Raw genomic sequence first — 26,755 nt, 5'->3', positions numbered from 1 at the left:
CGCCCGCCCCTGGCCGCGTCCGTCGGTCCCCGCCTGGCACTGGTTTGCGGTCCCTGGGGCGGCCGGTGCGCGACCCCCTCCGCCCCGCCCCGCCCCCCGCCCCCCACTACAGGTGGAGCGTCGCGCTGCTACTCTTGGGCCGACTCCCGGTAACAGGCAACAACATGGATAGACGGCGTTTTATTGGCGGTACGGCGCTGGCGGCTACCTTGCCGCTGCTCGGCATGCAGGGCGCACTGGCGGCTACGCGCGGGCAGCTGCTCGCGGCCGGGCTCAACAAGGGTGACACGGTGGGGCTGGTCAGCCCGTCCTCGGCCAGCAGCGAGCGGCTCAGTCTGCAGTTGGCGCGCGAGGCGATGGAGGCGCTGGGCTTTGTGGTCAAGACCGGGGCGCATTACGCCGCGCGCCATGGCCACCTGGCCGGCACCGATGCCGAGCGTGCCGGTGATCTGAATGCCATGTTCGGCGACAAGCAGGTTAAGGCCATCATCTGTGTGCGCGGCGGCTCCGGCGCAGCACGGCTGCTGCCGCTGCTCGACTACGAGCGCATCCGCGCCAATCCCAAGGTGTTGCTCGGTTACTCGGACATCACCGCGCTGCATTGTGCCATCCATGCCAAAACCGGCCTGGTGACTTTCCATGGGCAGATCGGCGCAGGCAGTTGGAACCGTTTCAATGTCGATCAGTTCGAACGCGTGTTCTTCAAGCGCGAATTGATGCACTACCAGAACCGCAGCGAAAACGACGATGAGCTGGTGCCGCGCGACAACCGCACATTGACCATCCGTGGTGGCAAGGCGCAAGGCGAGTTGATCGGCGGCAACCTGACCGTGCTCGCGGCCTTGGCCGGTTCGCCCTATCTGCCGGATTTCACCGGCAAGATCCTGTTCCTGGAAGACGTCGCAGAGGCGCCCTATCGCATCGATCGCATGTTCAGCACCTTGAAGCTGATGGGGGCGCTGGACAAGATCGCCGGTTTCATCTTCGGTGAGTGCACCGATTGCGCGCCGGGTGATGGCTATGGCTCGCTGACCCTGGATCAGATCTTCGACGACTACATCCTGCCGTTGAAGATCCCGGCCTACCGCGGCGCGATGATCGGCCACATCAAGGAGCAGTTCATCGTGCCGGTCGGCGGCAAGGTGGAGATGGATGCCGACGCCGGAACCTTCCGCCTGCTGGCGCCGGTGTTGGCCTGAGCGTGATATGCGCGACGACGTGGCGCGGTGCGCTCACGTCGTCATTGCACGGGCTTACTCTTCCTCGTCGCCCTGTGCGTCCTCGTCCTCGTCTTCATCCTCGGGCGACAACCACCAGGCATGGCCGTCCTCGCGCGCCGGCTGCGGACATTCGCGGGTCTCGATGGCGTCCAGATGGCGGCCGCTACCGCCGGCGAGCCAATCCTTCAACAGCTTCTCGACGGATAAGTGGCTCTGCGCTGCAATGCCGAGGTTGCGCTCACGCTGCCACGCCGTGTCTTCATCAGGCTTGGATGCATGGCTGTGCGGCGCGTCGTAACTGCAGCGCAGGCAGTAATGGCGGATGCTGCGGGTCCAGTCCTCGGCGTAGCCGATGCCGGGTGCGCTGGCGCGTAGCAGCACGTTGATGTCCTCGGCGCTGTCCGCGCGCACGAACACCACGAAGGTCTGGAACTCGGACGACTCCAGCCGCTCCAGTTCGTTGAACACATGCACCTCATGCTCGCCATCGAAGCGTGAGCCGGTGGGGGCACCGTCGTGCAGGACGATGTCACCGAAGCGGTGGCCGCTTTCCGGCAGCGGGACGTTGAGGATGCGTGCGCGCACCGGGTCGATGCGGCGCATGAACACCGTTTCCCCGGCACTCCATGGATTCAAGCGCACCACCGCGATACCGAAGTTGCCGTCGATGGGTCCTTCGCCTTCGGGCAGGGTGATATCGCAGGCGGCCCATAGCGCGCGCACTGTCGTCCATTGGCCAAGGCCGGTCGCCGCAATGGCGGCGTTCCAGTGCTGGGCCTGGCTGAACTCCTCGGCCAGTTCGATGGCGCGCAGGTTGTCCCGCAGTGATCCGGCCCATTCCATCTGGTACTTCAATGCCAAACCGCGCATGTAGTGATAGAACGGGTTCTCCGGGTGGTGCTGTAACAGCAGGTCGAAATCCTGGGTGGCGCTGCACAACTCGCCATCGTCGATGGCCAGGTAGGCCCGGTTGTGGATGCTTTCGAGATCAGGCTGTTCGGAAGTCATTGCGGGCAGCAGTGTTGGGGGGAAAGGATGATCGCATGCGCACCGTATGCTGCGCAGGCGGGGTACGGGGTGCGACTGGCAGTTGCGCGCTTTAACATGCGGATAACAGCGGTATTGCCAGCATCGTCCGCAATGCGCGGTCGTGCTTTTAGCGTGGGCGGTATCGTGCATGCCGGTTTTCATCCGTAGCTTGCTGGAGCAGCGCAATGAACGACAAAGGTTTGAAATGCATGACCTTAGTGGTGGCGATCGCGATCGCGCTGGCAATCACCGGCTGCGGGAAGCCCGGGACGCCAGACGGGGCGACCACCGCAGCCCCCTCGGCAGCGGCGCCGGCTACCGACCCGTCATCGCAAGGCACCCAGCAAGCCTTGAACGTGGAAGTGTTCAATCCTGGTGCGGACGCCATCTTTGCGGTGTCCTCGGAACTGTTGACCGGGACCAGCGATGCCGTGCTGGTCGATGCGCAGTTTTCCACCGCCGATGCGGCCAAGCTGGTGGATATGATCAAGGCGTCAGGCAAGAAGCTGACCACGATCTATATCAGCCATGGCGACCCGGATTTCTACTTCGGCCTTGAGACCCTGCACGCCGCATTCCCCGATGCGCAGATCCTGGCCACGCCGCAGACCATCGCGCATATACAGGCGAGCAAGGATGAAAAGCTGAAGATATGGGGGCCGCAACTGGGTGCCAATGCACCCAGACAGTTGCTGGTGCCTTCACCATTGCAGGGCAACAGCCTGCAGTTGGAGGGGCAGGAGTTGCAGGTGATCGGCCTGGATGGCGCCAGCCCGCAGCGCACGGCCCTGTGGGTGCCATCGATCAGCACGGTGATGGGCGGGGTGCTGGTGGATGCAGGTTCTCACGTGTTCATGGCTGATACGCAGACGCCGCAATCACATCAGGATTGGCTGGCCGCGCTGCAGCAGATCAAGGACCTTGCGCCGGCACGGGTGATTCCCGGCCACTATGCGGAAGGCGCACCACAGGATCTGGCTGCTGTTGAATTCACCGCCAACTACATCCGGGCTTTCGACGAGGAAGCGGCAAAGGCCAAGGATTCGAGCGCGCTGATTGCGGCGATGAAGCAGCGCTATCCGGGCCTGCCAGGTGAGGCATCGTTGGAGCTCAGTGCCAAGGTGGCCAAGGGCGAAATGCCCTGGAAGTAGCGGCCTGATGCAGAAAGGCACCGGTATCAAACTTCATGGAGGATCATTATGAAAGCTCGATTTCTTGCTGTTCTCATCATCGGCGTCCTGGCTGCAGGTAGCGCCTTGGCCAAGGAACCCATCCGATTGGATGCATCTTCCGATGCAGCAGCGGAGTCCAGTTGGAAACAGATGATCGAATCCGTCAGTGCTGAGAAAAAGCAGAAGCTTCTGCTGGCCATGCTTCAGATCAATCTGGATGGTGTGAACTCTGCCTATGAGGTGGTGGGCAATCCGGAGTTGCAGGGTTTTGGCATTGCGAGGGTGAAGGACCGGGTCGCCGGCCTGGATGCTGATGAGATCATCGAGTTGGGCAGTCGGACCTCCAGCGCCGAGATCCGGATCCAGTCGGTCCAATAGCGTCCACTCACGTGTGCAGGCAGAACCCATTCGGTCGATAGGGTGGGTTCTGGGGACGTTGCGTTCACGCTGCAAGCCGCTTCGCGATCCCGGGCCGGTTGGCCGTTGGGATGTCGGTGTCATGGTTGCGCCACGCACACCGTCCCAACCCTGGAAGAGCGGCCTGGATCAGGAAATCGGGTTGGAGGCGCGATCCGCGGCGGAGTTGGCAAGGCGCTTCTTCGCCTTGGCGGCATACATGGCGGCATCGGCATGGCGCAGTAGTGCGTCGGCATCACTGCCGTCGGCGGGGAAGCAGGCTACGCCCACGCTGGCGTCGATCTGCGGGGTGTCGCTGCCAAGGCTCTGTAGCAAGGCCAGCCGTGCACGCAGGGCAGTAGCGATATTCAGCGCATCACCGGGGCTGGCGCAGGCTGGCAGCACGGCAACGAACTCGTCGCCACCGACGCGGGCGATCAGGTCGTTCTGCCGCAGGCCATCGCGCAGTTGGCGGGCGGCGTCACGCAGCAGGCGGTCACCGGCTTCATGCCCGTAGTGGTCGTTGGCGGCCTTGAAGCCATCCAGATCGATGTAGAGCAGCGCCAGCCCACTGCCGTCACGCCCCGCACGCTCCAGCGCCGCTTCCAGTTCACGGCGCAGGTGATAACGATTGGGCAGGCCGGTCAAGGCATCGTGGCTGGCCAGGTGCTCCAGCTGTCGTTCGATTCCACGCAGGGCGGTTACCTCATGGCCGACGCCGATGCGGATGCCGTATTCCGGCAGCCATTTGGCCGACCATTGGATGTCGACCACGCTGCCGTCCTTGCGGATGTAGCGGTTGCGGAAGTTGGAACGTGGCCGGCCTGCCATCACGTCCAGCGCCGACTGTTCGGTGGCGGCGCGGTCCTCTGGATGTACCAGATCCATGATCTGCCGGCCTTTGGCCTCGGCGGGGGTGTAGCCGAAGATGGTCTCGAATGCGGCATTGACCATCAGCAGTTCGCCATCGGGGGCAACCATGCACACCGCGTCGGGTAGCAGGTCCAGGACTTCACCGAGCGGCGGCAACTTGAAAGGCATGTGCAGACACGACAAATACGAAGGCTGGGATTATGCCGTTTCCAGATGTCAGCGTATGTCGGGTGAGGCTCCCTCCGGCGAACATCGGTTGCGGGACCGATGGCGCGGCCGATTGCCGGCCCCCGGTCCCGCCGGCCTGAACGGGCACCCTTGCGGCCCCGTCGTCGGCGTGCAGGAGCGTTGCTGGCGGGGGAGGGCCGGCATTGCCAATTGCGGTCGGCAAGGGCTTGTCCCATGCTCGCGGCATGGACCTGAACAGCTTCCTGCAATCTGCACTTTCGGTAGACGGGATGGTTGGCCATGCCAGCTACCTGCTGTTGATCCTGTCGATGTTGATGACACGCATGATGTGGCTGCGTGCGCTGGCGGTAGCGTCAGGACTGCTCAGCATCACCTATTCGGTGATGATCTCCGATTACGTCAGCGCCACCTGGGAGATCATCTTCGTGGCAGTCAACGTGGGCCAGCTGTCGCTGCAGGCCTATCGCAACCGCATCACCCATTTCAGCGCCGAGGAACGCCGCTTCAGGGAAGCCGTATTGCCATTGGTGGAGCCGGCGCAGGCGCGACGGGTGCTGGATCTGGGGCAGTGGTGCGAGGCCGGGGCAGGCGAGGTGCTGATCCGCCATGGCGAACAGGCCAGCCACATGCTGTTCATTGCCAGCGGTGAAGTCGCGGTCATGGTGGATGAAGCCGTTGTGGGGTGGTGCGGGGCGGGTGCCTTGTCGGGGGAGATCAGCGTACTGACCGACATGCCGGCCACCGCGACCGTGATCACCGCCAAGCCCACCCGCTACCTGGCACTGGAGCGGCATGCGCTGCGACAGCTGATGGCCCGTGAACCCGAGATCGAACATGCCATCGACCAGTGTTTCCGCAAGGACATGCGGCTGAAGCTGGCGGCCGCCAACCAGGCCATGGCCGAGGCGGGCATCCGGGTCGAGGTGATACAGACCAGCCTGCAGTGATCTCCGGGCGGCGGCAACGAGTGGGGTGGTGCCCCGCTGCACAGGGGTTGTCCTGGCCCGTGAGGGTGGGGGGATCCCGGTGCGTTGGCCGAGGTTTGCCGGGCGTGCGGACGGTTTCGGATAAAACCTGAAGCGTCGGTTTTGCTACCCTGTGCTTCTTTGGGTTCTGGGGTTGCTCCCCGCGGTTATTTCCATGGTGTGGTTGCGCGTGGCTCTGATTTTCCCGTTGATCGTGATCAATACGCTGGCCCACTGCCTGCCGTTGTTCGTGGTGGCGCTGTTCAAGGCGGTACTGCCGCTGAAGTCGGTGCGTCGGGCCTGCAATCCGCTGCTGACCGGCTTGGCGGAAAGCTGGATCGCGGTGAACAGCGCGATGATCCACGCCTTTACCGCTACCCGCTTTACGGTCAGTGGCACCGAGGGGCTTGAGCGCGATGGCCATTATCTGGTGCTGGCCAACCACCAGAGCTGGGTCGATATCCTGGTGCTGCAGAAGGTGTTCAACCGCCGGATTCCTTTGCTGCGTTTCTTCCTGAAGCGCTCGCTGTTCTGGGTGCCGGTGCTGGGCCTGGCCTGGTGGGCCCTGGATTTTCCCTTCATGGGCCGCTACAACCGCAAGCAGATTGCCAAGAACCCCGAGCTGGGCCGGCGCGACATGGAAGTGACCCGCAAGGCCTGCGAGAAATTCGCCAGCATTCCGGTGGCGGTGATGAACTTCGTCGAAGGCACCCGCTTCACGGCCGCCAAACACGCAGCGCAGGCCTCGCCGTTCAAACACCTGCTCAAACCCAAGTCCGGCGGCGTGGCGTTCGTGTTGGATGCGATGGGCAAGGGCCTGCATGCCTTGCTGGATGTGACCATCGTCTATCCCAAGGGCATTCCCTCGATGATGGACCTGATGGCCAATCGCCTGCCGGAAGTGAAGGTGCTGGTACGCAAGCTGCCGATCCCCACCGAGTTCATCGGCCGCAACTACCAGGAAGATCGCAACTTCCGTGCCCAGTTCCAGCAGTGGATGAATGGCCTGTGGCAGCAGAAGGATGAGGACATCGCGCGTCTGCTCGAAAGCAAGGCCTGATCACCACCATCGTTGAAAACAAAGGCCCTTGACAGGGCCTTTGTTGCTTTGCATGGCGCTGGATTCGTCAGCGATGAACCCGTTCGCAGCGGGTCTCGACCACGCGCTGGCCATTGCGCTCCTGGTTGCGGCCCTGCACATTGCGGCCCACCAGACCGCCCGCCACCGCGCCGCCCACCGTGGCCAACTTGCGGCCATTGCCCTTGCCGACCTGGTTGCCTAGCAGGCCGCCGACCACAGCACCTGTGGCGGTGCCGGCTACGCGATTCTGGTCACGTGCGTTGTTGGCTACCTCCACCTCGTGGCAGACCACGCGGCTGCCGTCGTTGAAACGGCGGCCTTCATCGCGTGGGCCATAGGTTTGTGCGTTGACGCCGACGGAGAGAAGCATTGCACTCGCGGCAATGGTCGAGGCCAGGGTGATAGGAAGCTTGCCCATGTCGATACTCCTGTTATTGGCAGCGCAGCTTTGCGCCAATGTGCGTCCAGCCTGCGCCCACGCAATGAAACTCGAGGTGAAAAGCGAGCGGCGCAATTGAACCTGCGTTCATCCAATGTGCCGTGCAGCCTGAAGCTTCCTCGGCTTGGGTGTAAAGTGCGCGCCATCCTCCGTATTGAAGAGACCTGCGCATGAGCATTGATGCCGCTTTCTATCCGATTGGCACCCCCGGTAAGCCGTGGGGCGAGCAGGAGCGCGCGCAGTGGCTGGAACAGCAGCAGGTGCAGCGCAGCTATGCAGGTGAGGTGGTGGAAAAAATAGATGTGCTGCGTGAGCGCTTCGATGTCACCCAATACGGTGAACTGGACTACCCGTCGGGACGCTATCCACTGTTCGCCATCCGCAGCCGGAACTGGGACGAGGCCTTGCCGGTGATGCTGGTCACCGGTGGCGTACACGGCTATGAGACCAGCGGCGTGCAGGGCGCGTTGCAGTTCGTCGACCAGCACGCGGAGAGTTACGCCGGCCGCTGCAACCTGCTGGTCGCCCCCTGCGTCAGTCCGTGGGGTTATGAGCGCATCCAGCGTTGGAATGCGCTGGCACTGGACCCGAACCGTTCGTTCGTGGACAACAGCCCGGCGCAGGAATCGGCGGCATTGATGGCCCTGGTTGCGCCGCTGCGGGGGGGCGTGCTGATGCATATCGACCTGCACGAAACCACCGACACCGACGAAACCGAATTCCGTCCGGCGCTGGCCGCGCGCGATGGCAAGCCGTTCGAGCCGGGCGAGATTCCCGACGGTTTCTATCTGGTGGATGACACCGAGAATCGCCAGCCGCTGTTCCAGCAGGCGGTGAATGCCGAAGTGGCCAAGGTGACGCATCTGGCACCGGCCGACGAACGCGGCGAGATCATCGGTTCCAAGGTGGTGGCCGAAGGCGTGATCGAATACCCGCTCAAGGCCCTTGGCCTATGCGCCAGCGTCAGCGGTGCGCGCTACACGACCACCACCGAGGTGTATCCGGACAGCGCCAAGGCGACCCCGCAGCAGTGCAACGACGCCCAGGTGGCGGCGGTGATCGGCGCGCTGGATTACGCGCTGGCGCATCGCTGAGGTCTCTGGATCCGCAGGTTTGCTGAAGGCCCACCCGGCGCAAGCGGGTGGGTTTTTCATTTGTGGCCTCGCCACCGACCAGAAGGACTTCCCCGGAGCATCCGTAGCCCGGGTAAGCGAAGCGCACCCGGGAAGCACGCTGCAACAGCCGGAACGGGCCATCGCGCAGCGTGGCGCCCCCTGCGCATGCCGGTAGTGCCCATGATCTTTCACATCGCCACCCAGCCACGTATGGAACATGGCGGGCATGAAAACCTCGTCTCTGCTGCTGGCAGTGCTCGCCTTGGCAAGTGGCCCCGCCCAGGCCGATGACGCGCCGGAGTTCGATCGTCCAGGCATCGGCTTTTCCACCAGTACGGTCGGCAAGCACGTAATTGTCTGGGAGCAGGGCTTGCCAGATGCCAGCCTTGATCGCAGGGATGGCCTGACCACCACCACCTGGAGCGCAGACACGCTGTTGCGCGTCGGGCTTGCCGACACGCTGGAGTTGCAACTTGGCGCGGACAGCTGGAGCAAGCTGCGGCTGCGCGGCCCTGGTATCCGTGTGCAGGACAACGGCGGCGGCGACGGCAGCGCCGCACTCAAGTGGGCACCGCCGTTGGCCAACGAGCAGCTGTCAGTGGCGTTCAAAGCAGGGGCCAGCCTGCCTTGGGGTAGGGCACCGCTGGGTGATGCGGGGCATGACTACGACCTTGGCGTGACGGCGGCATGGGCGCTGCCGCGCGACAGCAGCCTGGCGTTCTACATCGACCGGCAATGGGGCGACGGTGGCAATGGCTGGTTGTTCTCGCCCAGCTACGGCTTCGCCTTGCTGCCGCAGTTGTCGGCCTATGTCGAGGGCGGCTATGGCACCGGCGCGCAGTACATGCGCGCGGCCGGTGCCGGTGTGACGTGGATGGTGAGCCCGCGCGTGCAACTGGATGCATCGTTCCTGCGCGGGCTGGATGCCGACACCACCGATTGGCAAGGCGGCGTAGGCGTATCGATGTCCTTCGATTGAGAACGCGGTTCAGCGATTGACCGCAGGGCCGTACACGCCGCTGTAGCCGGCTGCGCAATTGCTGGTGCAGTCGCTGGTGAGCATGTTGCGCACGATCAGGCCGGCATTGTTCTTCGAGCGGAAATGGCCGACGCCGCTGCTGGTGTCGCCGCCACCGAAGTTGTACGGGCTGCCGTCGCTCCAATCCCAGTCGAAGCTGTAGGCGCTGCTGCCTGCGCCGATGTCGACCTGCGCGTAGACGTTGGTGGCGCTGTTGAACAACGCGCCATCGGCGCAGCCGGCGCTGTAGCTGGTGGTGAAGCAATGCACCTGGTCACGCGAGCCGGCGGTGATGGTGTAGAAGCGGATGCCGGTGTACGTGGCCGGGAACGTGCGCAGGCTGCCGCTGCCACTGCCGGTCCAGCGGTTGTAGCCGTAATAGGCTACGCCGGTGCTCGGGTACAGGCCGAAGGTGTAGTAGTTGTACGGGAAGACATAGGCCTCGGCGTTGCAGGTGGGCGCCAGGGTCGATTGATAACCAGTGCTGCGGCAGTTCTCCAGGCCGCGCAGGCCACCGGCGATGTTGATGAAGCGGCGCACACTGCCTTGATTGGCGTTGTACTTGATCGAGGCCAGGGCCATGGTCGCGCCCAGCGAGTGGGTGACGATGTCGACCTGGCTCTTGCCGGTATAGGCCTTGACCTTGTCGATGAAGGTCTTGAGCGTCTGATAGGTGGCCGGTGCGTGGTAGTTGTACTGCGGCGCCGCGCGCTCGCTGGCGCTGAGGTAGGTGATGCCGAACAGTTCGCAGTCGTTGTAGCCGGCAGCCTTCAGTTCGGCATAGATCGAGCGCGGCGGGGTGCTGTAGCCGGCCACCGCGCCAGCTGGCATGTCGAAGCTGATGGCGCTGTCGCCATTGCCGGGAATGAATACCACCGGGGTCTTGCTGGCGGTACAGCTGCCGCCGCCAAAACCGCCCTGGCCGACACCGGGATTGAACCCGCCAGCGTATTGGTTCGCCGTTCCTGTGCAGGTGTAACCGTTGTTGCTGCCGCACTCCAGGGCCTTGGCGCTGGTGGGTGCCAGCATCAGCATGGCGCCCGCCAACGGCGCGGCCAAGCCGCTGAGCAGCCACGAGGAAATGACGGGGGCAGATCGTTTGCTCGACATCTGGCGGCTCCGGTACGTGTGCGGGTTAATCCCTGCAGCATCCGCCCGGGCCGCCGGGGCAGGCAGTGTCCTTTAGGGAAACTTGCAGTGCAGCACAGGCCCCGCGCTATCTGCGCTTGCGTATCAGCATGGCCGAGGCCTGCAGGATGGCGCGGGTCAGCAAGGCCATGGTCTTGACCTCGCCCTTCCAGTGCTGCCAGTACAACGGCACGTCCTCCCAGGCGCGCGCCTTGACGTAGACCAGGCGCCCGCTCTCCAGGTGCCGGCGTACCAATGGCAGCGGGTTCATGGTCCAGCCCAGTCCGCCGAGGTTGGCGTGGACGAAGGCGCGGGTGGAGGGGATCCACCAGGTCGGCGCATTGTGCGGCTGTTCGACCCCGGCCAGATGGCGTGCATAGCGGGCCTGCATGTCGTCCTTGCGGTTGAATACCAACACCGGTGCCTGTGCCAGCGCCTGTGCGGTCACGCCCTTGGCGAAATGCCTGGCATGGAATTCGGGGGTGCAGGTGGCGGCGTAGCGCATGCTGCCCAGCGCATGGATCTGGCAGCCCTGCACCGGCTCGGACAGGGTGGTGACCGCACCCATCACCGCGCCCTGGCGCAGCAGGGCAACGGTGTGGTCCTGGTCTTCGGTATGCAGGTCCAGGGTGGTGGAGGTGCTGTGGGAGAAGGTCTGCACCGCCTCCGGGAACCAGGTTTCCATGCTGTCGTGATTGACCGCCACCGGGATGCTGGCCCTGGGCAGCTCGGCATCGCTGAGGCCGATGCGCTCGAAGGCGTCGCGCTCGAGCAGGGCGGTCTGCTCGGCCAGCTGTACCAGCACCTGGCCCTCCGGTGTTGCCTCGGTGGGGATGGTGCGCTTGATCAGCAGTTTGCCGACCCTGTCCTCCAGCGCCTTGATCCGCTGCGATACCGCCGAGGCGGTGACGTTCAACGACAGCGCCGCGCGCTCGAAGCTGCCTTCGCGGATGACCGCGGCCAGCGCCCGCAACTGGGCATGATCAATGCGCATATTAAGTTCTGCTAATGATGGTTAATGAAGTTTAGCTCTACTTTTCCTTGCTGCATTGCGACAATTGTCGCGTCCGGACGTGCCGGTGGGTTCTCCCGCTGCGTCCTTCCCCCCAGTAGCAAGGTTTTTCCTCATGTTTTCGGTTATTTCCGCCCAAGCCGCCGGCAGTGCCTGGCTCAGTGGTGCCGGTATCGGTATCGGTCTGTTCGCCATCGTCGGCGCGCAGAGTGCGTTCATCCTGCGCCAGGGGATCATGCGCCAGCACGTGATTCCGATCATTGCCACCTGCTTCGCCATCGACGCGGTGTTCATCATGGCCAGCGTGGCCGGCCTGCGTCAGCTGACCGCGCAGTTGCCGTGGCTGACCACCGTCCTGCTGTGGGGTGGTGTTGCCTTCCTGACCTGGTATGCGGCGCAGTCGGCGCGGCGTGCGGTGGCCGGTGGCGGTGGCATGAAGCTGGATGACAACGGCGAGCAGTCGTTGCGCGCAGCCCTGATGGCAGCGGCCGGTTTCTCGATCATCAACCCGCATTTCTGGCTGGACATGATGGTCATTGGTTCGATCGCCGACAACTTCGGTGAGTCGCGCATGGCCTTTGCGATTGGCGTGGTGACCGCCAGCGGCGTGTGGCTGACGGTGCAGGGGCTGGGCGCTCGCATGTTGGCGCCGTTGTTCACCAAGCCCTCCACCTGGCGCATTCTGGACGGCACCATCGCCGTGATCCTCAGCGTGCTGGCCTTGACCCTGGCCATCCGCGGGGTCAACTGAGGTCAGGCTTGATCCGTCAGGATGAACGCAGCAACGTAGCCCGGGTAAGCGCAGCGCACCCGGGAGCAGAGATCTGTCGTTCTTCCTGCCTGTGAAACAGCAGCCCCGGGTGCGTCGCGCTTACCCGGGCTACGGCTTTGTCTTCGCCGCTAGGTGGCCGGGTTCCAGCGTGCCGGCCATTGAAGGATGAAGTCCTCCACTTCTGCCAGCGGCATCGGTCGCCCGAATACATAGCCCTGTCCCTCGGCGCAGTGCTCCTCCTGCAGTTGTGCCAATTGCGCCTGGGTCTCCACACCTTCGATGGTGGTGGTGATGCCGAGCTTCTCGCACAGGTGTGATACCGCGCCGATGATCGCGCTGCCCTGGCTTTGCTCGCCCAGGTCGCGGATGAAGGATTTGTCGATCTTGACCTTGTCGAACGGGAACGCGCGCAGGTAACCCAGCGACGAATAGCCGGTGCCGAAATCGTCCATCACGATCGATACACCGGCCTGCTTCAGGCGCAGCAACTGCGCTGAGGCCGCTTCGATGTTGGCGATCAGCGCGTTCTCGGTGATCTCCAGTTCCAGCCGGGCCGGGGCCAGCCCGGTGGCGGCCAACACCTGCTCGACGCCGTCGGCCAGTGTGGGCTGGGCCAGTTGCGAGACCGACAGGTTCACCGCAATTTTCATCTCCTCAGGCCACTGGCTGGCATCGTGCGCGGCCTGCCGCAGCACCCAGGCGCCGAGTGGCAGCATCATCCCGATGTCTTCGGCCAGGCCCAGGAACTGGCTGGGTTCGAGCAGGCCGCGTTGCGGGTGGTTCCAGCGCAGCAGGGCTTCAAACCCGGTGACCTGGCGCAGGCGCAGATCCACCAGCGGCTGGTAATGCAGTTCAAACTGCTGCTGTTGCAGGGCCGTGCGCAACTCGGTTTCCAGCTGTCGGCGGCGCTGCATGCGGGTGTCCATTTCCGCCTCGAAGAAGCGGTAGCAGCCACGGCCTTCGTCCTTGGCCCGGTACAGCGCAAGATCAGCGTTGCGCATCAAGGTATCGGCGGCGCGGGCCTGGTTGTCGATCAGGACGATGCCGATGCTGGTGCTGATGGCGAACTGGTGGTTCTCCAGTTCGACGCTACGGCCCAGTTCGTCCACCAGTCGCGCGGCCAGTGCGGCGGCGGCTTCGGGCATGCGGTTTTCCGATGCCATCAGGATGGCGAACTCGTCGCCGCCCAGCCGTGCAACCAGGTCATTGCCGCGTACACAGGCAAGGATGCGTTGGGCCACTTCCTGCAGCAAACGGTCGCCGGTGGGGTGGCCCAGGCTGTCATTGACCTCCTTGAAGCGATCCAGGTCCAGCAGCAGCAAGGCGCTGTGATGGCCTCGCTGGGCGGCGATCAAGGCCTGGTCGAGCTTCTCGAACAACATGCTGCGATTGGGTAGCGAGGTCAGTGCGTCATGCAACGCCAGGTAGGCGATACGCGCCTGCGCCTGTCGGCGTGCATCCACATCCTCGAGCACGCCGGCCCATTTGCTCAGGCTGTGACCGATGCGGGCACCCCGGGCGCGCAACCAGCGCCACTTGCCATGCAGGTCGAGGACGCGGAACTCCACATCGAGCGAGCCGGTCTTGCTGGCGGTGAAACTCTGCTCAAGCGCGATCTCTATCTGTGGCAGGTCGTCCTCATTGACCCGTCGCAGCCAGCCCTTGCCGAGTGCGTGTTCGTCCGACTGCCCGGTGAGTTCGCGCCAGCCGGTGGCGGCAAGCACCTGGCCGTTGCGATCGGATTGCCAGAGCACCAATGCACCGGCTTCGGCAACGGCGCGATAGCGTTGTTCGCTGTCCTTCAGATCGCGGGCCAGTTCGCGCGCTTCATCGGCACTTCGCTTCAATGCATCGACGGTGCCACTGAGGCTGCTCTGCAGGCTGCGCACCTCACGGATGTTGGAGGGCTGCGGGTCGGGCAGGTGGGTGAGGTTGTCGACCACGCCGTGGCTGCGTTGCACCAGGGCGCGGATGGGCAGCAGAATGCTGCGGGCGATGGCGTTGGCCCAGAGCAGGGCGATCACGGCGGCGACGATGCCGCCGAAAATGATCCCGAGCAAGGGCTGCTGCCAGCGTGCCTGGAAGCTCTGTTGCGGCTCTCCCACCACCAAGGTCCAGCCGGGTGCGGCCTGCAGCCGGTGGAAGGCGAAGATGACCGGCAGGCCCTCGTTGCTGCTGGCATCGAACAGTCCGTGCTTGCCACCACTGCGCTGCAGCACCCGCCAGTCGGGCACCTGCTTGCCGATGTAGCGTTCCGGCGACAGTGAGCGCGCCGCAATGACGCCGTTGTTGTCGACGACCGCCGTCAACAATTGCTGGTTGTTGCCGGTTCCCATGATGCTGGCGATCAGTCGATTGGAGGGCTGCACCATAGTCAGGACGCGGCTGCCACCGGCATCGTCGTAGGGCAGGGCGATCGCCACCTCCGGGGTGTGGGTGATGGCGTTGGTAAACAGGTCCGAGACCTGCACCTTGCCTTCGCGGCGTGCGTCGTACAGCAGACCTGAGGGTAATGTCCGGGCTTGTTCGCTGTCGTCCTGGATCAGGCGAATGTCCGGATTTTCACGTGCCCAGGCCTGCAGCTCCGGAGCGGTTTCACTCAGCTGCGGTGCCAGCAATGACAAAAGGCGTAGCTGATTGACGTTGTCCTCGATGCCTTGATCAACGCCACGGGCCAGGGCGGTGGCGGTTTCCTGCAGGCGTTGCTCGGAGCTGTGACGGTAATCCTGGGCGGCATTCCAGACGGCAACGGCACCAATCACCAACAAGGGCAGCAGCGTGGCAAGTATCAGCAGATGCAGCCGGGAATGGAGGCCTCGGGTACGCGGCAACCCTTCATGCGTTGCCATTGCGGTAGTTGCCAAGCCTGAGTCTCCGGTTGCCGTTGCAGCGTAGCGCGATGGGCCGCCAACCCCTTGTTGCTGTCGAAAGCGGCAAGGCGCTGTTATGGCACGAACCCTGCGCGGTTGGAAGCGGCGGCACGCATCTGCACTGTCCAATCCCGGCCGTGCAGGGCACGTGTAGGTGACGCCAGTGGATGCGTGACTGCAATCACGCTATGGCATCGACCCGCTCGCAATGGCGCTTTCAGGCACCATTGCGGTCAGCGCCCGCGGCGAGGAAAGCGCAACGCGCTGGCAAAGATGGCGGCTACTGCCTTTATTGGCGTCGCTGACTGAACATCCACTGCCACATCGCCGGATTGCGATACGTGGCGTCCCAGGCGTTGTGTTCCACGCCCGGATACTCGGTGTAGCGGAAGCCCGCGCCCAACTGCTGGCTGGCGGCGGCAATGGCGCGGTCGTCGGTGGTGGGCACCAGCGCATCGAGCGCGCCGTGGAAGATCCAGGTCGGCACATCGCGCAGGCGGTTGACGGTTGCCTGGTAGGGATCGGCAACGTCGGCCACCTGGTCGACCATCAAACCGGGGCGGTCGGGTCGCGGCGCGCGCAGTGCCCCGCATATCGGCACCAGCGCGGCGAACTGCGTAGGCCGGGTCAGGGCCAGCTCCCAGCTGCCATAGCCGCCCATCGAGATACCGGTCAGATAGATGCGTTGCGGATCGGCGCCAAACTCCTCGCTGGCCGCATCCAGAACCGCCAACGCCATGCGCGCGTTGCGTCCTCGCCATTCTTCGTTTTCCGGAACCTGTGGGAATACGACCAGTGCGGGGAAGGTATCCAAGTTCTGGGTCAGCCAGGGGCCTACCCCGGCCAGGGTGGGCTTGTGTCCATCATCGCCGCGCTCGCCCGAGCCGTGCAGGAACAGCACCAGCGGACGTGCGCCCGGCGGCGTTGCAGCAGCGGCCGGGACGAATACCTGGTAACGGAACTGGTGGCCCTCGAACTCGAGTTGGCGTGCCACGAACTGTCCCTTGGCAGGCACGGTAGTGGGGGTTGAGGACAGGCTGCTGCAGCCCAGCAGCAGGCCCAGCAGACATAGCGACATCACAATGCGACCCATTGCATCCGGCTCCCTGGTAGAAGCCACTAGCCTAGCCTGATTGGGCGTGTGCCAGAATATTCGTCGATACACCGTCGTGTCGGTCTGCGCTGTTACTGGGGGTTGTGGATGAAGAAGCTGCTGATCGTTGCGTTGGCAACCTTGCTGGTTGCCTGCAGCCAGGGCCTTGACGGTACCTGGGACGATGGCATGGGAATGGTGAGCTATACCTTCGCAGCTGATGGCAGGGCCAGCGTCGAAATGCTGGGCAAGGTTCAGCAGACCCGCTATGTCCGCGAGGGCGACAGCTTGCAGGTTGTGGTGCCGGGCACCGAGGCGGAGACAGTGGACTTCACCATCGGCGAGGATGGGTCACTGCAGGGCCCGATGGGTGTACGCCTGCAGAAAAGGAAGCGATGACCCATCGTCGCTGCATTGTTGATGCAGCGCGACCGTCAGTCGTGTCCATCTGGCGCGGATCGGTCGTGCGATTGACCGGTGATCTGCAGTACTCAGGTGCAGATAATGCGCCACCGCCTTTGGGCCCGCTTCGCGAGTCCTCGCCTCGCTCTCGGTGCGGAAACTGCCTATAGAACGATTCAACTCGCCGCGCGATGGGTCTGCTGGCCGGTGCCGAAAAAGCGCTCCTTCGAGTCGGCCTGCGCGTGCCTGTTGATGCTATCGGCACCTGTCGATTGCAGGTGATAGATGCTCAGGCCGTGCCCAGCGGCCGCGCGGCTAAGCCCGAAGTCGGCGGCGAAGCGTTCATGGATGGCAAGGTCTTCAACACCGAACTCGAACTGTTCAATGCCGGCTATCTGCATTTCCATTCCATGGGGGCGGGGAGGTTGGGTCAGGAGCCGCAGGCGAGCAGTGACGGTCGGATGCTGTGTTGCGGAGCGGGTCTCCGTGTACTCAACAGGCGTGCAGGAAAGCTTCGATCTCGCGCGCGGCGGTCTCCACCTGTGTGCTCAGCGAGGTCTTCAGATCCTGTGGCAGCACCGAACGCGGGACCATCACGCTGATCGAGGCCAGGACGTTGCCGTCGCGGTCCCGCAACGGGTAGGCCACGGCCGAAACACCCGGCTGGTAGAACGATTCGCTGATGGCGTGGCCACGGGCGTTGTCGTCGTCCAGCAGGGCGATCAGGTCCTGTGGTGTCTTGGGTCCTTGTTCCGAGGTCAGCGAGAACGCCGATTCCGGATAGAGCGAACTCAGCTCCTGCTGCGGCAGCGTCATAAGCAGGACACGACCGATGGCAGTGCAATGTGCGGGCAAGCGCGTGCCGACACCGACGCCGGCTGCCAGTTCGCCGATCGCACTGGCCCTTGCCACGTAAACCACGTCGCGACCGTCCAGCACGCACAGGTGCGCCGAATAGGTGGTGGTGTCGCGTAGTCGCTGAATGACCGGCTGTCCGATCTTCACGATGTCCATCGACGACAGGTAGTCGAAGCCCAGTCGCAGGATGCTGATGCCGAGGCTGTACCCCCCGCTGGCATTGTTGCGACTCAGGAAGCGCATCTGCTCCAGCGTCTGCACAGTGCGGTAAGCCGAGGCCTTGGGCATGCCGGTACGCTGGCAGACCTGGGTGAAGCTCAATTCGCCGCGGTGCTGACCGAACAGCAGCAGCATGTTCAGGCCTTTCTCCAGCGCCGGCACCATGTAGCGAGTGGGCTCTTTTGCCGATGTTGCCTGGGGTGTTGACATATCCGTCGTCCCTTCAGTTGAAGACAAAGCCGTCGTTGACGGGCTGGGTTTGCCTGCTGACGAAGTCCAAAAGTGCCGACAGCAGGCACGTCCTGCTGTCATTGATGTCGTTGGGGTGTTGCGCGCGCTGCAGGGCGTGTCCGTTCTCATTCAGCGCATGGCGTTGTCTGGGAACGCCTTTGCACCGGGTCATCACGGGATCGATGGCGTTGACGCAGAGGCTGTCGACGCCCAGCTCACGCGCTAAAGGGAGTGTCATCGCCAGCACGGCGCGCTCGTTGGCCGCGTAGGGCTGCACGTGTGTCGCGCCCCAAAGTGCGTTGCGCGAGGCCAGTGGCAGGATTTTGCTGCGATCGACAGCACACGGATGGGGCAAGCTCGCGCGGTTGATCATCCAGATGCCTGGCATATTGACCTGCAGGGTGCGATCCCAGCGTTCCAGCGAAAGCTTGTCCATCATTGGTTCGCCGATGCCTGTGGCGATCGCGATGCTGTTGAGTAGTCCGCCAGTCCTGTCCAGGAACAGCGCCGCTTCCTCGGCCGCCCGTGCTCGCAGCGGGCAGGTGTGCAGATCGGAGCCGCCGGACTCGCATAGTCAGTGCCCAGAACGGATATCGAACACTAGCCCGTGCGGCGGGTGCGCAACCTTGCCGTCCTCGACATATCCCCGGCTGAGCAGAGCATGGCCATGTGAACCGCCTTCTTCAGCGGCGTGGTCGGCGCCATCGATCGGGAAAAATCGATCTCATTGCCAACCAGCGTGACTGCGAAAGAGCACTCGGCGTGAACCTGCGATTTGCGACAAGCAGTTTTCCAGCTCATGCCGTTCTGTTTGCTCAAGGGTGAGGGGTGTTTTATATTTGAAACCGAATATCAATACAGAAACTTTGATTCAACATAGTTGTGCTTGGGGATTTTTCAATCAGAGAACTCATCATCTGGCTGTGCTGTTAATTGCGGGCTTGGAGTTTATAGGATTTGTTTGTTGGTGCTCACAATTCTCGGGGTTTCGACCGAATGTGCCCTTTGCTCGGTTTAATAGGTGAAACCAAGTGGAGTGGTTCTGGCTGTTAGCTACGGTTAATTGCTGGGTGCCGAAAGTGTTGGGCTGCGGGCGATAGGTGGCCCCAGGCAAGCCCGCATTGGCGGGTTTCTCGCTCGGGGATCTCATTGGGGATTGCATAATGGCGGCCAAGTTTTGGTTGATTTGGCTTTATTGATTTTCAAATTTAAATATAGGGCTGGTGGGCGTGGGGATTCTTTGAGATTTGTCCTAAAACATTTGTTTGGGCAATTGCTTGGAATATGACATGTTGTTTGAATAATTCCCTGATAGGCGGCTGGCTAAAGAAGCCTGGACATTGGCCGATATACCGGGCAGCTTTCCGTTTGGACTGATTCGTTGTTTGTCATGGTGATTATCTCGGCAGTGGTTGCGGCGGTGGTTGCCGGAGGCCTGGTCTGGCTCTGGCAGCGGAGCAATGGCGACAGGAGTGGGCCACAACGGCGGCCGCGCACCCCGCCGGTCGTACCGACAACGACGATCAAGGCGGCAACCGTGGCTGTGGGTGATCTGCAGCGGCGCTTCCTGCTCAGTGCCCTGGGGGCTGCCGATGCAGCCGCTGACGCATTGCGTGTACAGCGGGCGGTGGTGGACGACGTGGTCGCGGCGCTGACGCGCGCAGACCTGTCATCGCGTTACACGCCGCGTCGGCCTAATCTGTTGCCGCAGTTGATCCAGAGCGTCAACGACAGCACGGCGTCCTCTCGCTCGATCGCGCGCATCATCGGCAGCGATGCGGTGCTGGCGGCGACCTTGCTGCGCATCGCCAACAGTCCCCTTTATCGCCTGCAGCGGCAGGATGTACAGAGCATAGAGCGGGCAGTGACGCTGATCGGCAACGATGGCATCCGGCAGATCATTTCAGCGGCGCTGGTGCAGCCGGTGATGGAGTCGGCGCGTGGTGTCGATGCGGAGTTCGCTGGCCTGTTGTGGGAATACACCTTGCGGGTTTCATTGGCTGCCGCCGATCACGCGCGCAGCGTTGAGCGCGAGGATGGCTTCGCCGCGCAGCTGGCTGGCCTGCTGCTGGGGCTGAGTGCGGCGATGGCCATGCAGGCGGCCACCGATGTGCTGGCGCAGCCGCCATTGCGGGTGCGTGAGCCGGGTACCCTGCTGGCGGTGCTGGAGCGCTGCAGTGCGCCAACCGCCGTGCGGATCGCCGGGCACTGGAAACTGTCCGCCCCCATCGTCGAGGCGCTCAAACAGGTGGATGCGCCTGCTGCCACCGGCTTGGCGCGCTCCCTGCAGGTAGGACAACTGGCCGCCAGCGCTGCGATGCTGCATGCGCAGGGCCTGATGAGCGAGGAAGAAGCCGTTGCAGCGCTCGCCAGTCAACTGCCCGAACATGTGGCGACATGGCTGTGGAAGCGGATGAGCCAGGCCGACGCTGCGCAGGAGTGAGGCCCGCAACGAGGGCCGCGCGGCACATCGCGCGCCCGTATCCTGGCGGTGAGGGATGGCTGCGCCGCTGTGGGGCAGGGTGCCTACAGCTGCGATTCCAGTGGCAGCCAACTGATCACGCGGGTGCTTGCACGTTGCATGAACCCGGTGTCCGGTTCGGTGCGCAGGCTGATGGGTGGATTGCTGCCGCGATCCAGCCAGCGTAGTTCGTGATCCTTGTTCAGATACATCCAGTAACTCATCTCCGCGCTGGACAGGCGCAGATACTCCTGGCGCAGGCGTGCTGCCAGCACCGGGTCATCGAACAGCGCGCCCATTTCGGTATTGAGGTAGGCCGAGCGTGGGTCGAGGTTGAACGAACCGACGAAGCCGCGGCGGTCATCCACCACGAAGGCCTTGGTATGCAGGCTGGCGCCGCTGCTGCCGAAGGTCGACGCCTTTTCGACGTGTCCATGCGCCTTGAGCTCGTACAGTTGCACGCCGCCAGCCAGCAACGGGCGGCGGTAGTGCATATAGCCGCCATGCACTGCCGCCACGTCGTTCGCGGCCAACGAATTGGTGATGATGCCGACCTGCACGCCGGCTCGGGCCTGCTGGATCAGTCCCTTGGTGCCAACTGCGCCGGGTACGAAGTACGGTGATATCAGCAGTGACTTGTGCTTGGCACTGCTCAATACGTCAACCAGCTGGGCCACCAGCCATTGGCTGCTGTCGCCGCCGACCGGCTTGCGCGGGGGGTCGGAGCGGATTCTTACCCCGTCAGTCCAATGCAGGTCCAACTGCCGGCTGAGGTAGGCATCGGTGAAGTGCGCACGCACGCGTTGCAGGTAGGGCTCGGCCTCCTGCTGGCGTGCATCCAGCTCGGCCTGGCTGATGAAGTTGGCCATCTGCTGGTCGGTGCTGTAGTGCAGGGCCGCGATCGGGACCACGGCGTCGCTGTTCCAGAAGTCATCGAACACCGTGCTGGCGTCATTGGCGACGGGGCCGGCGAGCAGCAGGTCCAGATCGCGGAAGTTCACGTCCGGGCGTGCGTCGAAGTATTCCGCGCCGATATTGCGGCCACCGACGATGGCCACGCGGCCATCGGCAATCCACGCCTTGTTGTGCATGCGGTGATTGATGCTGAAGACCCGCTGCACCATTTCGACCAGGCGCCACAGTCCGTCGCGGTTGCGGAAGGGGTTGTACAGGCGGATTTCGATGTTGGGATGGTTGTCCAGTGCCAGCATCTGTGGGTCCAGCCCGGCAGCGTTCATGTCGTCCAGCAGCAGACGCACGCGTACGCCGCGCTCGGCGGCCTGGTAGACGTCATGGGCCAGCAGATGGCCGAGCAGGTCGTCGTGCCACATGTAGTACTGCAGATCGAGGCTGCGCCCGGCCTGGCGGGTGATGATGGCGCGCGCCGCATACGCCTCAAGCCCATCGGAGAGGTAGACCGCGCCACTTTTGCCGGGATGCGCGGCCAACAGGGGCTGCAGTTGGCGATCGATCAGGGTCTGCTGCGCCTGCACGGGCAGGGCATATGAAGGCGCGCCTACGGCTTTGGGCGTGAGATGGTCCCCCAGCAACAGGCCACTGCCGATCAGCAACACCACCACGCCCAGCAGATAGGCGAGGAACCGCAGCAGGCGATTGGGACGATGCTTGTCTTCCATGCCCGCATCCTAACGGTGTTCGTGAGCCGGCGGCAGCTTGCAGCGATTCCATGACGTTCCGGGGGTGCGGCCGGTGCCCCGGGTGGGCGAGAATCGGGGTTTGCGTTTCCTGCGAGCCCTGCAATGACCGAACGTTCCTCCCTGTTCCGAGCGCCCAGTCTGGTGCTGCAGATTGTCATCGGCCTTGTCGCCGGTATCGTGCTGGCGCTGCTCTGGCCTGCCGGTGCGACCGCCGTTGGCCTGCTCGGCACGGTATTCATCTCGGCGCTGAAGGCGGTGGCGCCGGTGTTGGTCCTGGTGCTGGTCACGGCCTCCATCGCCAATCACCAGCAGGGGCAGAAGACCCATATCCGCATGATCCTGCTGCTGTACGTGATTGGTACCGTGGCAGCCGCCCTGGTTGGTGTGGCGGCCAGCTTCCTGTTCCCCACCAAGCTGGTGCTGAAGGCTGCCGAGGCCGGCATGAGCGCCCCCGGCGGTATCGGTGAGGTGCTCAATACCTTGTTGATGCAGATCGTCGACAACCCCGTGCACGCGCTGCTCAACGCAAACTACATCGGCTTGCTGGCATGGGCGGTGGGTCTGGGCCTGGCATTGCGTCACGCCAGCCAGGGCACACGTACCGTAGTCAGTGATCTGTCCGACGCGATTACCTGGGTGGTCCGCCTGGTCATCAAGCTGGCACCCCTGGGTGTTTTCGGCATTGTTGCCTCGCTGCTGGCCGAGTCCGGCCTGGGCGCATTGAAAAACTACGCGCATCTGCTGGCGGTACTGGTGGGGGCGATGTTGTTCATGGCTTTCGTCGGCAACCCACTGATCGTCGCCGTGGTGACCCGTCGCAATCCCTATCCGCTGGTATTGCGCTGCCTGCGTGAGAGCGGCATCACCGCCTTCTTCACCCGTTCTTCGGCCGCCAACATCCCGGTCAACATGGAGCTGTGCCGCAAGCTGGACCTGCACGAGGAGACCTATTCGGTGGCGATCCCGCTGGGCGCGACCATCAACATGGCCGGTGCGGCGATCACCATCTCGGTGCTGACCCTGGCGGCGGTCAATACCTTGGGCTACCCGGTGGACCTGGCCACGGCGCTGCTGCTCAGTGTGGTGGCCGCCATTGGTGCCTGCGGTGCGTCGGGCGTGCCCGGGGGATCGTTGCTGTTGATCCCGCTTGCCTGCGGTCTGTTTGGTATCAACAACGACATCGCGATGCAGGTGGTGGCGGTCGGCTTCATCGTCGGCGTGGTGCAGGACTCGGCGGAAACCGCATTGAACTCGTCCACCGACGTGGTGTTTGTCGCCGCGGCCGAGCAAGCGCGCGGGCGCGGCTGATGGCCATGGCCGGGCGCATCACGCCAGCGGTACGCATCGGCGTTTCGATAGCTATTGCGACCGGCCTGTACGGCATCTCGTTCGGTGCGCTGGCGGTGGCCTCGGGGTTCAGCGTCGCGCAGACGGCGGCATTGAGCCTGTTGATGTTCACCGGAGGCTCGCAGTTCGCCTTCATCGGCGTTGTCGGTGCAGGCGGAACGGGCGCCGCGGCATTTGGTGCGGCTACCTTGCTGGGTATCCGCAACGCGGTGTACGGCGCACAGATCAACCGGATGCTGCGCCCGCGTGGCTGGCTGCGGCCGCTGGCGGCGCAGGTCACGATCGATGAGTCGGCGGCGACCGCGGCAAGCCAGACCAATCCGAAAGAGCAGCGGCGCGGCTTCTGGGTGGCGGGGCTGGGCGTCTACCTGTGCTGGAACCTGTTCACCCTGTCGGGCGCATTGCTTGGCGATGCGCTGGGCGACCCGCGCCAGTGGGGCCTGGATGGCGCGGCCGTTGCCGCCTTTCTCGGGTTGCTGTGGCCGCGCCTGCGTTCGCGCGAGCCAGTGGCGATAGCCGTGGTCTGTGCCTTGGTGACCCTGGTGGCGCTGCCGTGGGCACCGCCAGGTGTGCCGATTCTGTTGGCTGCCGCGGTGGCCGCCGTGTGGGGTTGGTTTGGGCGCGGCCCGGCGGACGAGGGGCTTGAGCCCGACGTTGCGCCGAAGCTCGGGCAGGAGTCGGCGCGATGACGCTGTGGGCATGGATCGCAGCGGGCTGCGTTGCTGCTTGGGCGATCAAGTTCGCCGGTTATCTGGTGCCTGTGCGGTGGTTGGAGTCGCCGCGCATGAATCGCGTGGCCGGCTGTCTGACCATCGGCTTGCTGGCTTCGTTGACCACGATGAACACCGTATCGGCCGGGCAGGGGCTGGCCTTCGATGGGCGTATCGCTGCGTTGTTGGTTGCAGCGGCAGCCTTGATGCTGCGGGCACCTTTTTTGTTGGTGGTGATTGTGGGCGCGACGGCTGCGGCGCTAATCCGACTGCTGTGAACCAGCTGGTGGCTGTGGGAGCGGCCTCAGCCGCGAAGCCGGTAAACCCTCAGCGCGCTGATAGCCTGCGACTGCACATCGTGTGATGCCGTTCCGTGGCGTGGCCGGATGATGTGTCAGCTTCGCGGCTGACGCCGCTCCTACAAGACCTGAGGGGCCTTGTTCTAGAACTTCTGCTCGGTGGCCAGGTAGCGCCACTGGCCCTCGGGCATCTTGCTCAGGCCGATGCGGCCGATGCGCAGGCGGCGGATCTGTTCGGCCTTGAGGCCAACCTGGCTGCACATGAACTGCAATTGGCCCGGGCGCACGTCCTTGATCGCAAAACGCAGGCGCTGCTCGCTCTGCCAGCTGACCTTGGCCTGCGGCAGGCTGCGACCTTCATGGACCAGCCCATGGGTAAGCCTGGGCATCGCCCACGGGGTGGGTTCGCCGCTGACTTCGACCACGAATTCCTGCTCCAGGCTGGGGCCGGATTCCTGCAGGTGGCGGCGTACGCGCCAATCCTGGGTCAACACGACCAGACCGCTGGCGTTGTCATCCAACGGCATCAGGTAGTCCAGCCGCTGGAAATGACGGCGTAGCGAACGGATGCCGGAGGCGTCATCGGCAAAGCGGTTTTCGTCGACCAGCAGCGCGAACAGCTGCTCGGCGGTACAGCCGGCCGGCTTGTTGATCAGGAACGTGGCTGCTTCAGCGGCTTCGGTGCTGCCTTCGGCGGCCAGCGTGATGACTTCCTCGCTGACCATGGTCTGCGGGGTTTCCACGACCACGCCGTTGACGCTGATCCAGCCGCCTTCGATGTACTGCTGGGCCTGCGAGCGCGAGCACTGCAGCTGCGCGGCAACGCGCTTGTCGAGACGGATCGGGGTGGTCATGGCGGCCATGGGTTCTACGAAGGGCGGGGAGTGTAGCGCTGTGGCGGGACTGCGGCGATGGCTGGCTCAGCCGGGTTCATGTTCCAAGGCGGTCAGGTACAGGCGCAGGTCGAACTCCAGCTGGTGGTAATCCGGCTCCATGTGCAGGCACAGCTGGTAGAAGGCCTTGTTGTGGTCGGCCTCTTTGATATGCGCCAGCTCATGCACCACGATCATCCGCAGGAACTCGGCCGGGGCCTCGCGGAACACGCTGGCAATGCGGATTTCCCGGCTGGCCTTGAGCTTGCCGCCGTGGTTGCGGGAAATGGCGGTATGCGTGCCCAAGGCGTGTTTGACCACCTGCAGCTTGCCGTCATACAACACCTTGCCCAGCGGCACCGACTGGCGCAGGTGACGCTCCTTGATGGCCTGCACGTAGTCGTAGAGCTGGCGGTCGTTGCGCACCGGATTGGGCTCGGCGTAGCGCTTGCGGACCGCTTCGCCCAGCTTGCCCGCGTCCAGCAGCTCGCGGGCGCGCTGCTGCAGGTGTTCGGGATAGCCATTCAGGTATTTCAGCGGAAGCATGGGCATTTGGGCGGGACAGGACAGGCCGCTATGATGGCAGCCTCGGCAACAGAACCATGAACAACGACGATGGCAAAGGGTAATCCACTGCAGGAACAGCTGCTCAAGGCTGGCCTGGTGAAGAAATCGCAGGTCTCGCAGGTGGCGCGCGAGCAGGTCAAGGCGCGCCACGGCAAGGGCCCGGTCAGTGCGACCGAGAGCCAGCGCGAGGCCGATCGCGCCCGTGCCGAGAAGGCCGAAAAGGACCGCCAGCTGGCCGCCGAGCGCAATGCCCAGCGTCGCGCCGACGAGCTGCGCGCGCAGGCCAAACAGATCATCGCCGACCGCAAGCTGCCGCGCGCCGGTGAGCTGGAATACCGTTTCAACGATGGCGCAGTGATCCGTACGATGCTGGTCACCGAGGCGCTGCGCACCCAGCTGGCCAATGGTGCGCTGGTGATCGCCCGGCACGGCGACAGTTTCGAACTGCTGCCGCGCATGGCTGCGGAAAAGGTGCGTGAGCGTGACGCCAGCCTGATCGTCCTCGACCACGGCCAGAGTGCGGATACGCCGATTTCCACTGGCAATGCCGAGGATGATGCGTACTACGCCCAGTTCCAGGTGCCTGACGACCTGATGTGGTGAACGCTGTGCTCGCGCGGTTTGGCGCGGGCCGACGCCTGTGGTGAGCGCCAGCCCTCCGCCGGTGGAACTTGTTCAGGCAGCTGTACGCCTGGCCGCCAGCCCTTGAATTGTGTCCAAGGAGGCGGCAATTTGCCTGTGTTGCTGTACGTGGAGACA

General features: G+C 63.9%; 27 protein-coding genes. 14 read left to right on the top strand and 13 right to left on the bottom strand.

Annotated elements, in window-relative coordinates:
- Positions 1-164 precede the first annotated feature (164 nt).
- On the top strand, positions 165-1,199 hold the full coding sequence (locus ACVOLQ_RS15770) for a S66 peptidase family protein (protein WP_481528579.1): 1,035 nt from the start codon (positions 165-167) through the stop codon (positions 1,197-1,199).
- Positions 1,200-1,253: 54 nt separating this feature from the next.
- On the opposite strand, the gene ACVOLQ_RS15765 is transcribed toward ACVOLQ_RS15770, so the two are convergent.
- Positions 1,254-2,228 carry a tetratricopeptide repeat protein gene (locus ACVOLQ_RS15765; protein ID WP_481528578.1) on the bottom strand — a complete coding sequence of 325 codons (975 nt, stop codon included), beginning with the start codon at positions 2,226-2,228 and terminating at the stop codon, positions 1,254-1,256.
- A 206-nt stretch (positions 2,229-2,434) separates the two neighbouring features.
- On the opposite strand from ACVOLQ_RS15765, the gene ACVOLQ_RS15760 reads away from it, so the two are divergent.
- The gene (locus ACVOLQ_RS15760) at positions 2,435-3,400 is read left to right on the top strand and encodes an MBL fold metallo-hydrolase (RefSeq protein ID WP_481528577.1); all 966 of its coding nucleotides are present in this window, start codon (positions 2,435-2,437) and stop codon (positions 3,398-3,400) included.
- A 48-nt stretch (positions 3,401-3,448) separates the two neighbouring features.
- Positions 3,449-3,799 (top strand): hypothetical protein, encoded by a 351-nt coding sequence (locus tag ACVOLQ_RS15755; RefSeq protein ID WP_481528576.1) that lies wholly within the window; start codon positions 3,449-3,451, stop codon positions 3,797-3,799.
- 168 nt (positions 3,800-3,967) lie between these two features.
- Here ACVOLQ_RS15755 and ACVOLQ_RS15750 read toward each other — a convergent pair whose 3' ends face one another.
- Positions 3,968-4,858, bottom strand: coding sequence for a diguanylate cyclase domain-containing protein (locus tag ACVOLQ_RS15750; protein WP_481528575.1), 891 nt, complete (start codon positions 4,856-4,858; stop codon positions 3,968-3,970).
- A 245-nt stretch (positions 4,859-5,103) separates the two neighbouring features.
- Here ACVOLQ_RS15750 and ACVOLQ_RS15745 point away from each other — a divergent pair, with 245 nt between their 5' ends.
- Together ACVOLQ_RS15745 and ACVOLQ_RS15740 are read left to right on the top strand one after the other, a co-directional pair.
- Positions 5,104-5,826 (top strand): cyclic nucleotide-binding domain-containing protein, encoded by a 723-nt coding sequence (locus ACVOLQ_RS15745; RefSeq protein ID WP_313493340.1) that lies wholly within the window; start codon positions 5,104-5,106, stop codon positions 5,824-5,826.
- Between the two features lie 193 nt (positions 5,827-6,019).
- Complete coding sequence (locus ACVOLQ_RS15740) at positions 6,020-6,904, top strand: acyltransferase (protein WP_313170660.1); 885 nt, start codon at positions 6,020-6,022, stop codon at positions 6,902-6,904.
- A 67-nt stretch (positions 6,905-6,971) separates the two neighbouring features.
- Here ACVOLQ_RS15740 and ACVOLQ_RS15735 read toward each other — a convergent pair whose 3' ends face one another.
- The gene (locus tag ACVOLQ_RS15735) at positions 6,972-7,295 is read right to left on the bottom strand and encodes a glycine zipper 2TM domain-containing protein (protein WP_313170776.1); all 324 of its coding nucleotides are present in this window, start codon (positions 7,293-7,295) and stop codon (positions 6,972-6,974) included.
- Positions 7,296-7,534: 239 nt separating this feature from the next.
- On the opposite strand from ACVOLQ_RS15735, the gene ACVOLQ_RS15730 reads away from it, so the two are divergent.
- Positions 7,535-8,458: a M14 family metallopeptidase gene (locus tag ACVOLQ_RS15730; protein ID WP_481528574.1), complete on the top strand. Its 924-nt coding sequence runs from the start codon at positions 7,535-7,537 to the stop codon at positions 8,456-8,458.
- 247 nt (positions 8,459-8,705) lie between these two features.
- Positions 8,706-9,458: a transporter gene (locus ACVOLQ_RS15725; protein WP_481528573.1), complete on the top strand. Its 753-nt coding sequence runs from the start codon at positions 8,706-8,708 to the stop codon at positions 9,456-9,458.
- A gap of 9 nt (positions 9,459-9,467) precedes the next feature.
- Here the strand turns inward: ACVOLQ_RS15725 and phaZ7 are convergent, their stop codons facing one another.
- Positions 9,468-10,607, bottom strand: coding sequence for an extracellular native short-chain-length polyhydroxyalkanoate depolymerase PhaZ7 (phaZ7, locus tag ACVOLQ_RS15720; RefSeq protein WP_481528572.1), 1,140 nt, complete (start codon positions 10,605-10,607; stop codon positions 9,468-9,470).
- A 106-nt stretch (positions 10,608-10,713) separates the two neighbouring features.
- Positions 10,714-11,619 carry a LysR family transcriptional regulator ArgP gene (locus ACVOLQ_RS15715; protein WP_481528571.1) on the bottom strand — a complete coding sequence of 302 codons (906 nt, stop codon included), beginning with the start codon at positions 11,617-11,619 and terminating at the stop codon, positions 10,714-10,716.
- A gap of 133 nt (positions 11,620-11,752) precedes the next feature.
- Between ACVOLQ_RS15715 and ACVOLQ_RS15710 the strand changes: the two genes are divergently transcribed.
- Complete coding sequence (locus tag ACVOLQ_RS15710) at positions 11,753-12,388, top strand: LysE/ArgO family amino acid transporter (protein ID WP_282265376.1); 636 nt, start codon at positions 11,753-11,755, stop codon at positions 12,386-12,388.
- Positions 12,389-12,537: 149 nt separating this feature from the next.
- Here ACVOLQ_RS15710 and ACVOLQ_RS15705 read toward each other — a convergent pair whose 3' ends face one another.
- Complete coding sequence (locus ACVOLQ_RS15705) at positions 12,538-15,273, bottom strand: bifunctional diguanylate cyclase/phosphodiesterase (protein ID WP_481528570.1); 2,736 nt, start codon at positions 15,271-15,273, stop codon at positions 12,538-12,540.
- Between the two features lie 295 nt (positions 15,274-15,568).
- Positions 15,569-16,372: a carboxylesterase family protein gene (locus tag ACVOLQ_RS15700; RefSeq protein ID WP_481528569.1), complete on the bottom strand. Its 804-nt coding sequence runs from the start codon at positions 16,370-16,372 to the stop codon at positions 15,569-15,571.
- Positions 16,373-16,480: 108 nt separating this feature from the next.
- Here ACVOLQ_RS15700 and ACVOLQ_RS15695 point away from each other — a divergent pair, with 108 nt between their 5' ends.
- Complete coding sequence (locus ACVOLQ_RS15695; RefSeq protein ID WP_313170675.1) at positions 16,481-16,771, top strand: hypothetical protein; 291 nt, start codon at positions 16,481-16,483, stop codon at positions 16,769-16,771.
- A gap of 179 nt (positions 16,772-16,950) precedes the next feature.
- On the opposite strand, the gene ACVOLQ_RS15690 is transcribed toward ACVOLQ_RS15695, so the two are convergent.
- The 3 genes from ACVOLQ_RS15690 to ACVOLQ_RS15680 all read right to left on the bottom strand — a co-directional run bounded on the left by ACVOLQ_RS15690 (position 16,951) and on the right by ACVOLQ_RS15680 (position 18,617).
- On the bottom strand, positions 16,951-17,175 hold the full coding sequence (locus ACVOLQ_RS15690) for a hypothetical protein (RefSeq protein ID WP_481528568.1): 225 nt from the start codon (positions 17,173-17,175) through the stop codon (positions 16,951-16,953).
- Positions 17,176-17,266: 91 nt separating this feature from the next.
- Entirely contained in the window at positions 17,267-18,061 is a 795-nt protein-coding gene (locus tag ACVOLQ_RS15685) for an IclR family transcriptional regulator (protein ID WP_481528567.1), read from the bottom strand.
- A gap of 13 nt (positions 18,062-18,074) precedes the next feature.
- Positions 18,075-18,617: an SDR family oxidoreductase gene (locus tag ACVOLQ_RS15680; RefSeq protein ID WP_481528581.1), complete on the bottom strand. Its 543-nt coding sequence runs from the start codon at positions 18,615-18,617 to the stop codon at positions 18,075-18,077.
- A gap of 855 nt (positions 18,618-19,472) precedes the next feature.
- Between ACVOLQ_RS15680 and ACVOLQ_RS15675 the strand changes: the two genes are divergently transcribed.
- Positions 19,473-20,525, top strand: coding sequence for an HDOD domain-containing protein (locus tag ACVOLQ_RS15675; RefSeq protein ID WP_481528566.1), 1,053 nt, complete (start codon positions 19,473-19,475; stop codon positions 20,523-20,525).
- An 83-nt stretch (positions 20,526-20,608) separates the two neighbouring features.
- On the opposite strand, the gene ACVOLQ_RS15670 is transcribed toward ACVOLQ_RS15675, so the two are convergent.
- Positions 20,609-22,180, bottom strand: a complete 1,572-nt coding sequence (locus ACVOLQ_RS15670; protein WP_481528565.1) for a phospholipase D family protein — start codon at positions 22,178-22,180, stop codon at positions 20,609-20,611.
- 123 nt (positions 22,181-22,303) lie between these two features.
- On the opposite strand from ACVOLQ_RS15670, the gene sstT reads away from it, so the two are divergent.
- The 3 genes from sstT to ACVOLQ_RS15655 are packed head-to-tail and all read left to right on the top strand — an operon-like array spanning position 22,304 to position 24,536.
- A complete protein-coding gene (gene sstT / locus ACVOLQ_RS15665; RefSeq protein ID WP_481528564.1) occupies positions 22,304-23,509 on the top strand; it encodes a serine/threonine transporter SstT in 1,206 nt (401 codons plus the stop codon).
- Entirely contained in the window at positions 23,509-24,237 is a 729-nt protein-coding gene (locus ACVOLQ_RS15660; RefSeq protein ID WP_481528563.1) for an AzlC family ABC transporter permease, read from the top strand. Before sstT ends, ACVOLQ_RS15660 begins: the two co-directional genes overlap by 1 nt.
- Positions 24,234-24,536 (top strand): AzlD domain-containing protein, encoded by a 303-nt coding sequence (locus tag ACVOLQ_RS15655; protein ID WP_481528562.1) that lies wholly within the window; start codon positions 24,234-24,236, stop codon positions 24,534-24,536. Before ACVOLQ_RS15660 ends, ACVOLQ_RS15655 begins: the two co-directional genes overlap by 4 nt.
- Positions 24,537-24,700: 164 nt before the next feature.
- Here ACVOLQ_RS15655 and ACVOLQ_RS15650 read toward each other — a convergent pair whose 3' ends face one another.
- Together ACVOLQ_RS15650 and ACVOLQ_RS15645 are read right to left on the bottom strand one after the other, a co-directional pair.
- Positions 24,701-25,411: an rRNA pseudouridine synthase gene (locus ACVOLQ_RS15650; RefSeq protein WP_313170713.1), complete on the bottom strand. Its 711-nt coding sequence runs from the start codon at positions 25,409-25,411 to the stop codon at positions 24,701-24,703.
- Between the two features lie 66 nt (positions 25,412-25,477).
- Positions 25,478-25,975, bottom strand: coding sequence for a M48 metallopeptidase family protein (locus ACVOLQ_RS15645; RefSeq protein ID WP_303749993.1), 498 nt, complete (start codon positions 25,973-25,975; stop codon positions 25,478-25,480).
- A gap of 69 nt (positions 25,976-26,044) precedes the next feature.
- Between ACVOLQ_RS15645 and ACVOLQ_RS15640 the strand changes: the two genes are divergently transcribed.
- Positions 26,045-26,599, top strand: a complete 555-nt coding sequence (locus ACVOLQ_RS15640) for a DUF2058 domain-containing protein (RefSeq protein ID WP_313493361.1) — start codon at positions 26,045-26,047, stop codon at positions 26,597-26,599.
- Positions 26,600-26,755 lie beyond the last annotated feature (156 nt).

It is taken from the genome of Stenotrophomonas sp. STEN031 (genome assembly GCF_056759975.1).
Note: the sequence above shows the minus strand (reverse complement) of the source record. Positions and strands in the feature narration are given on the sequence as shown.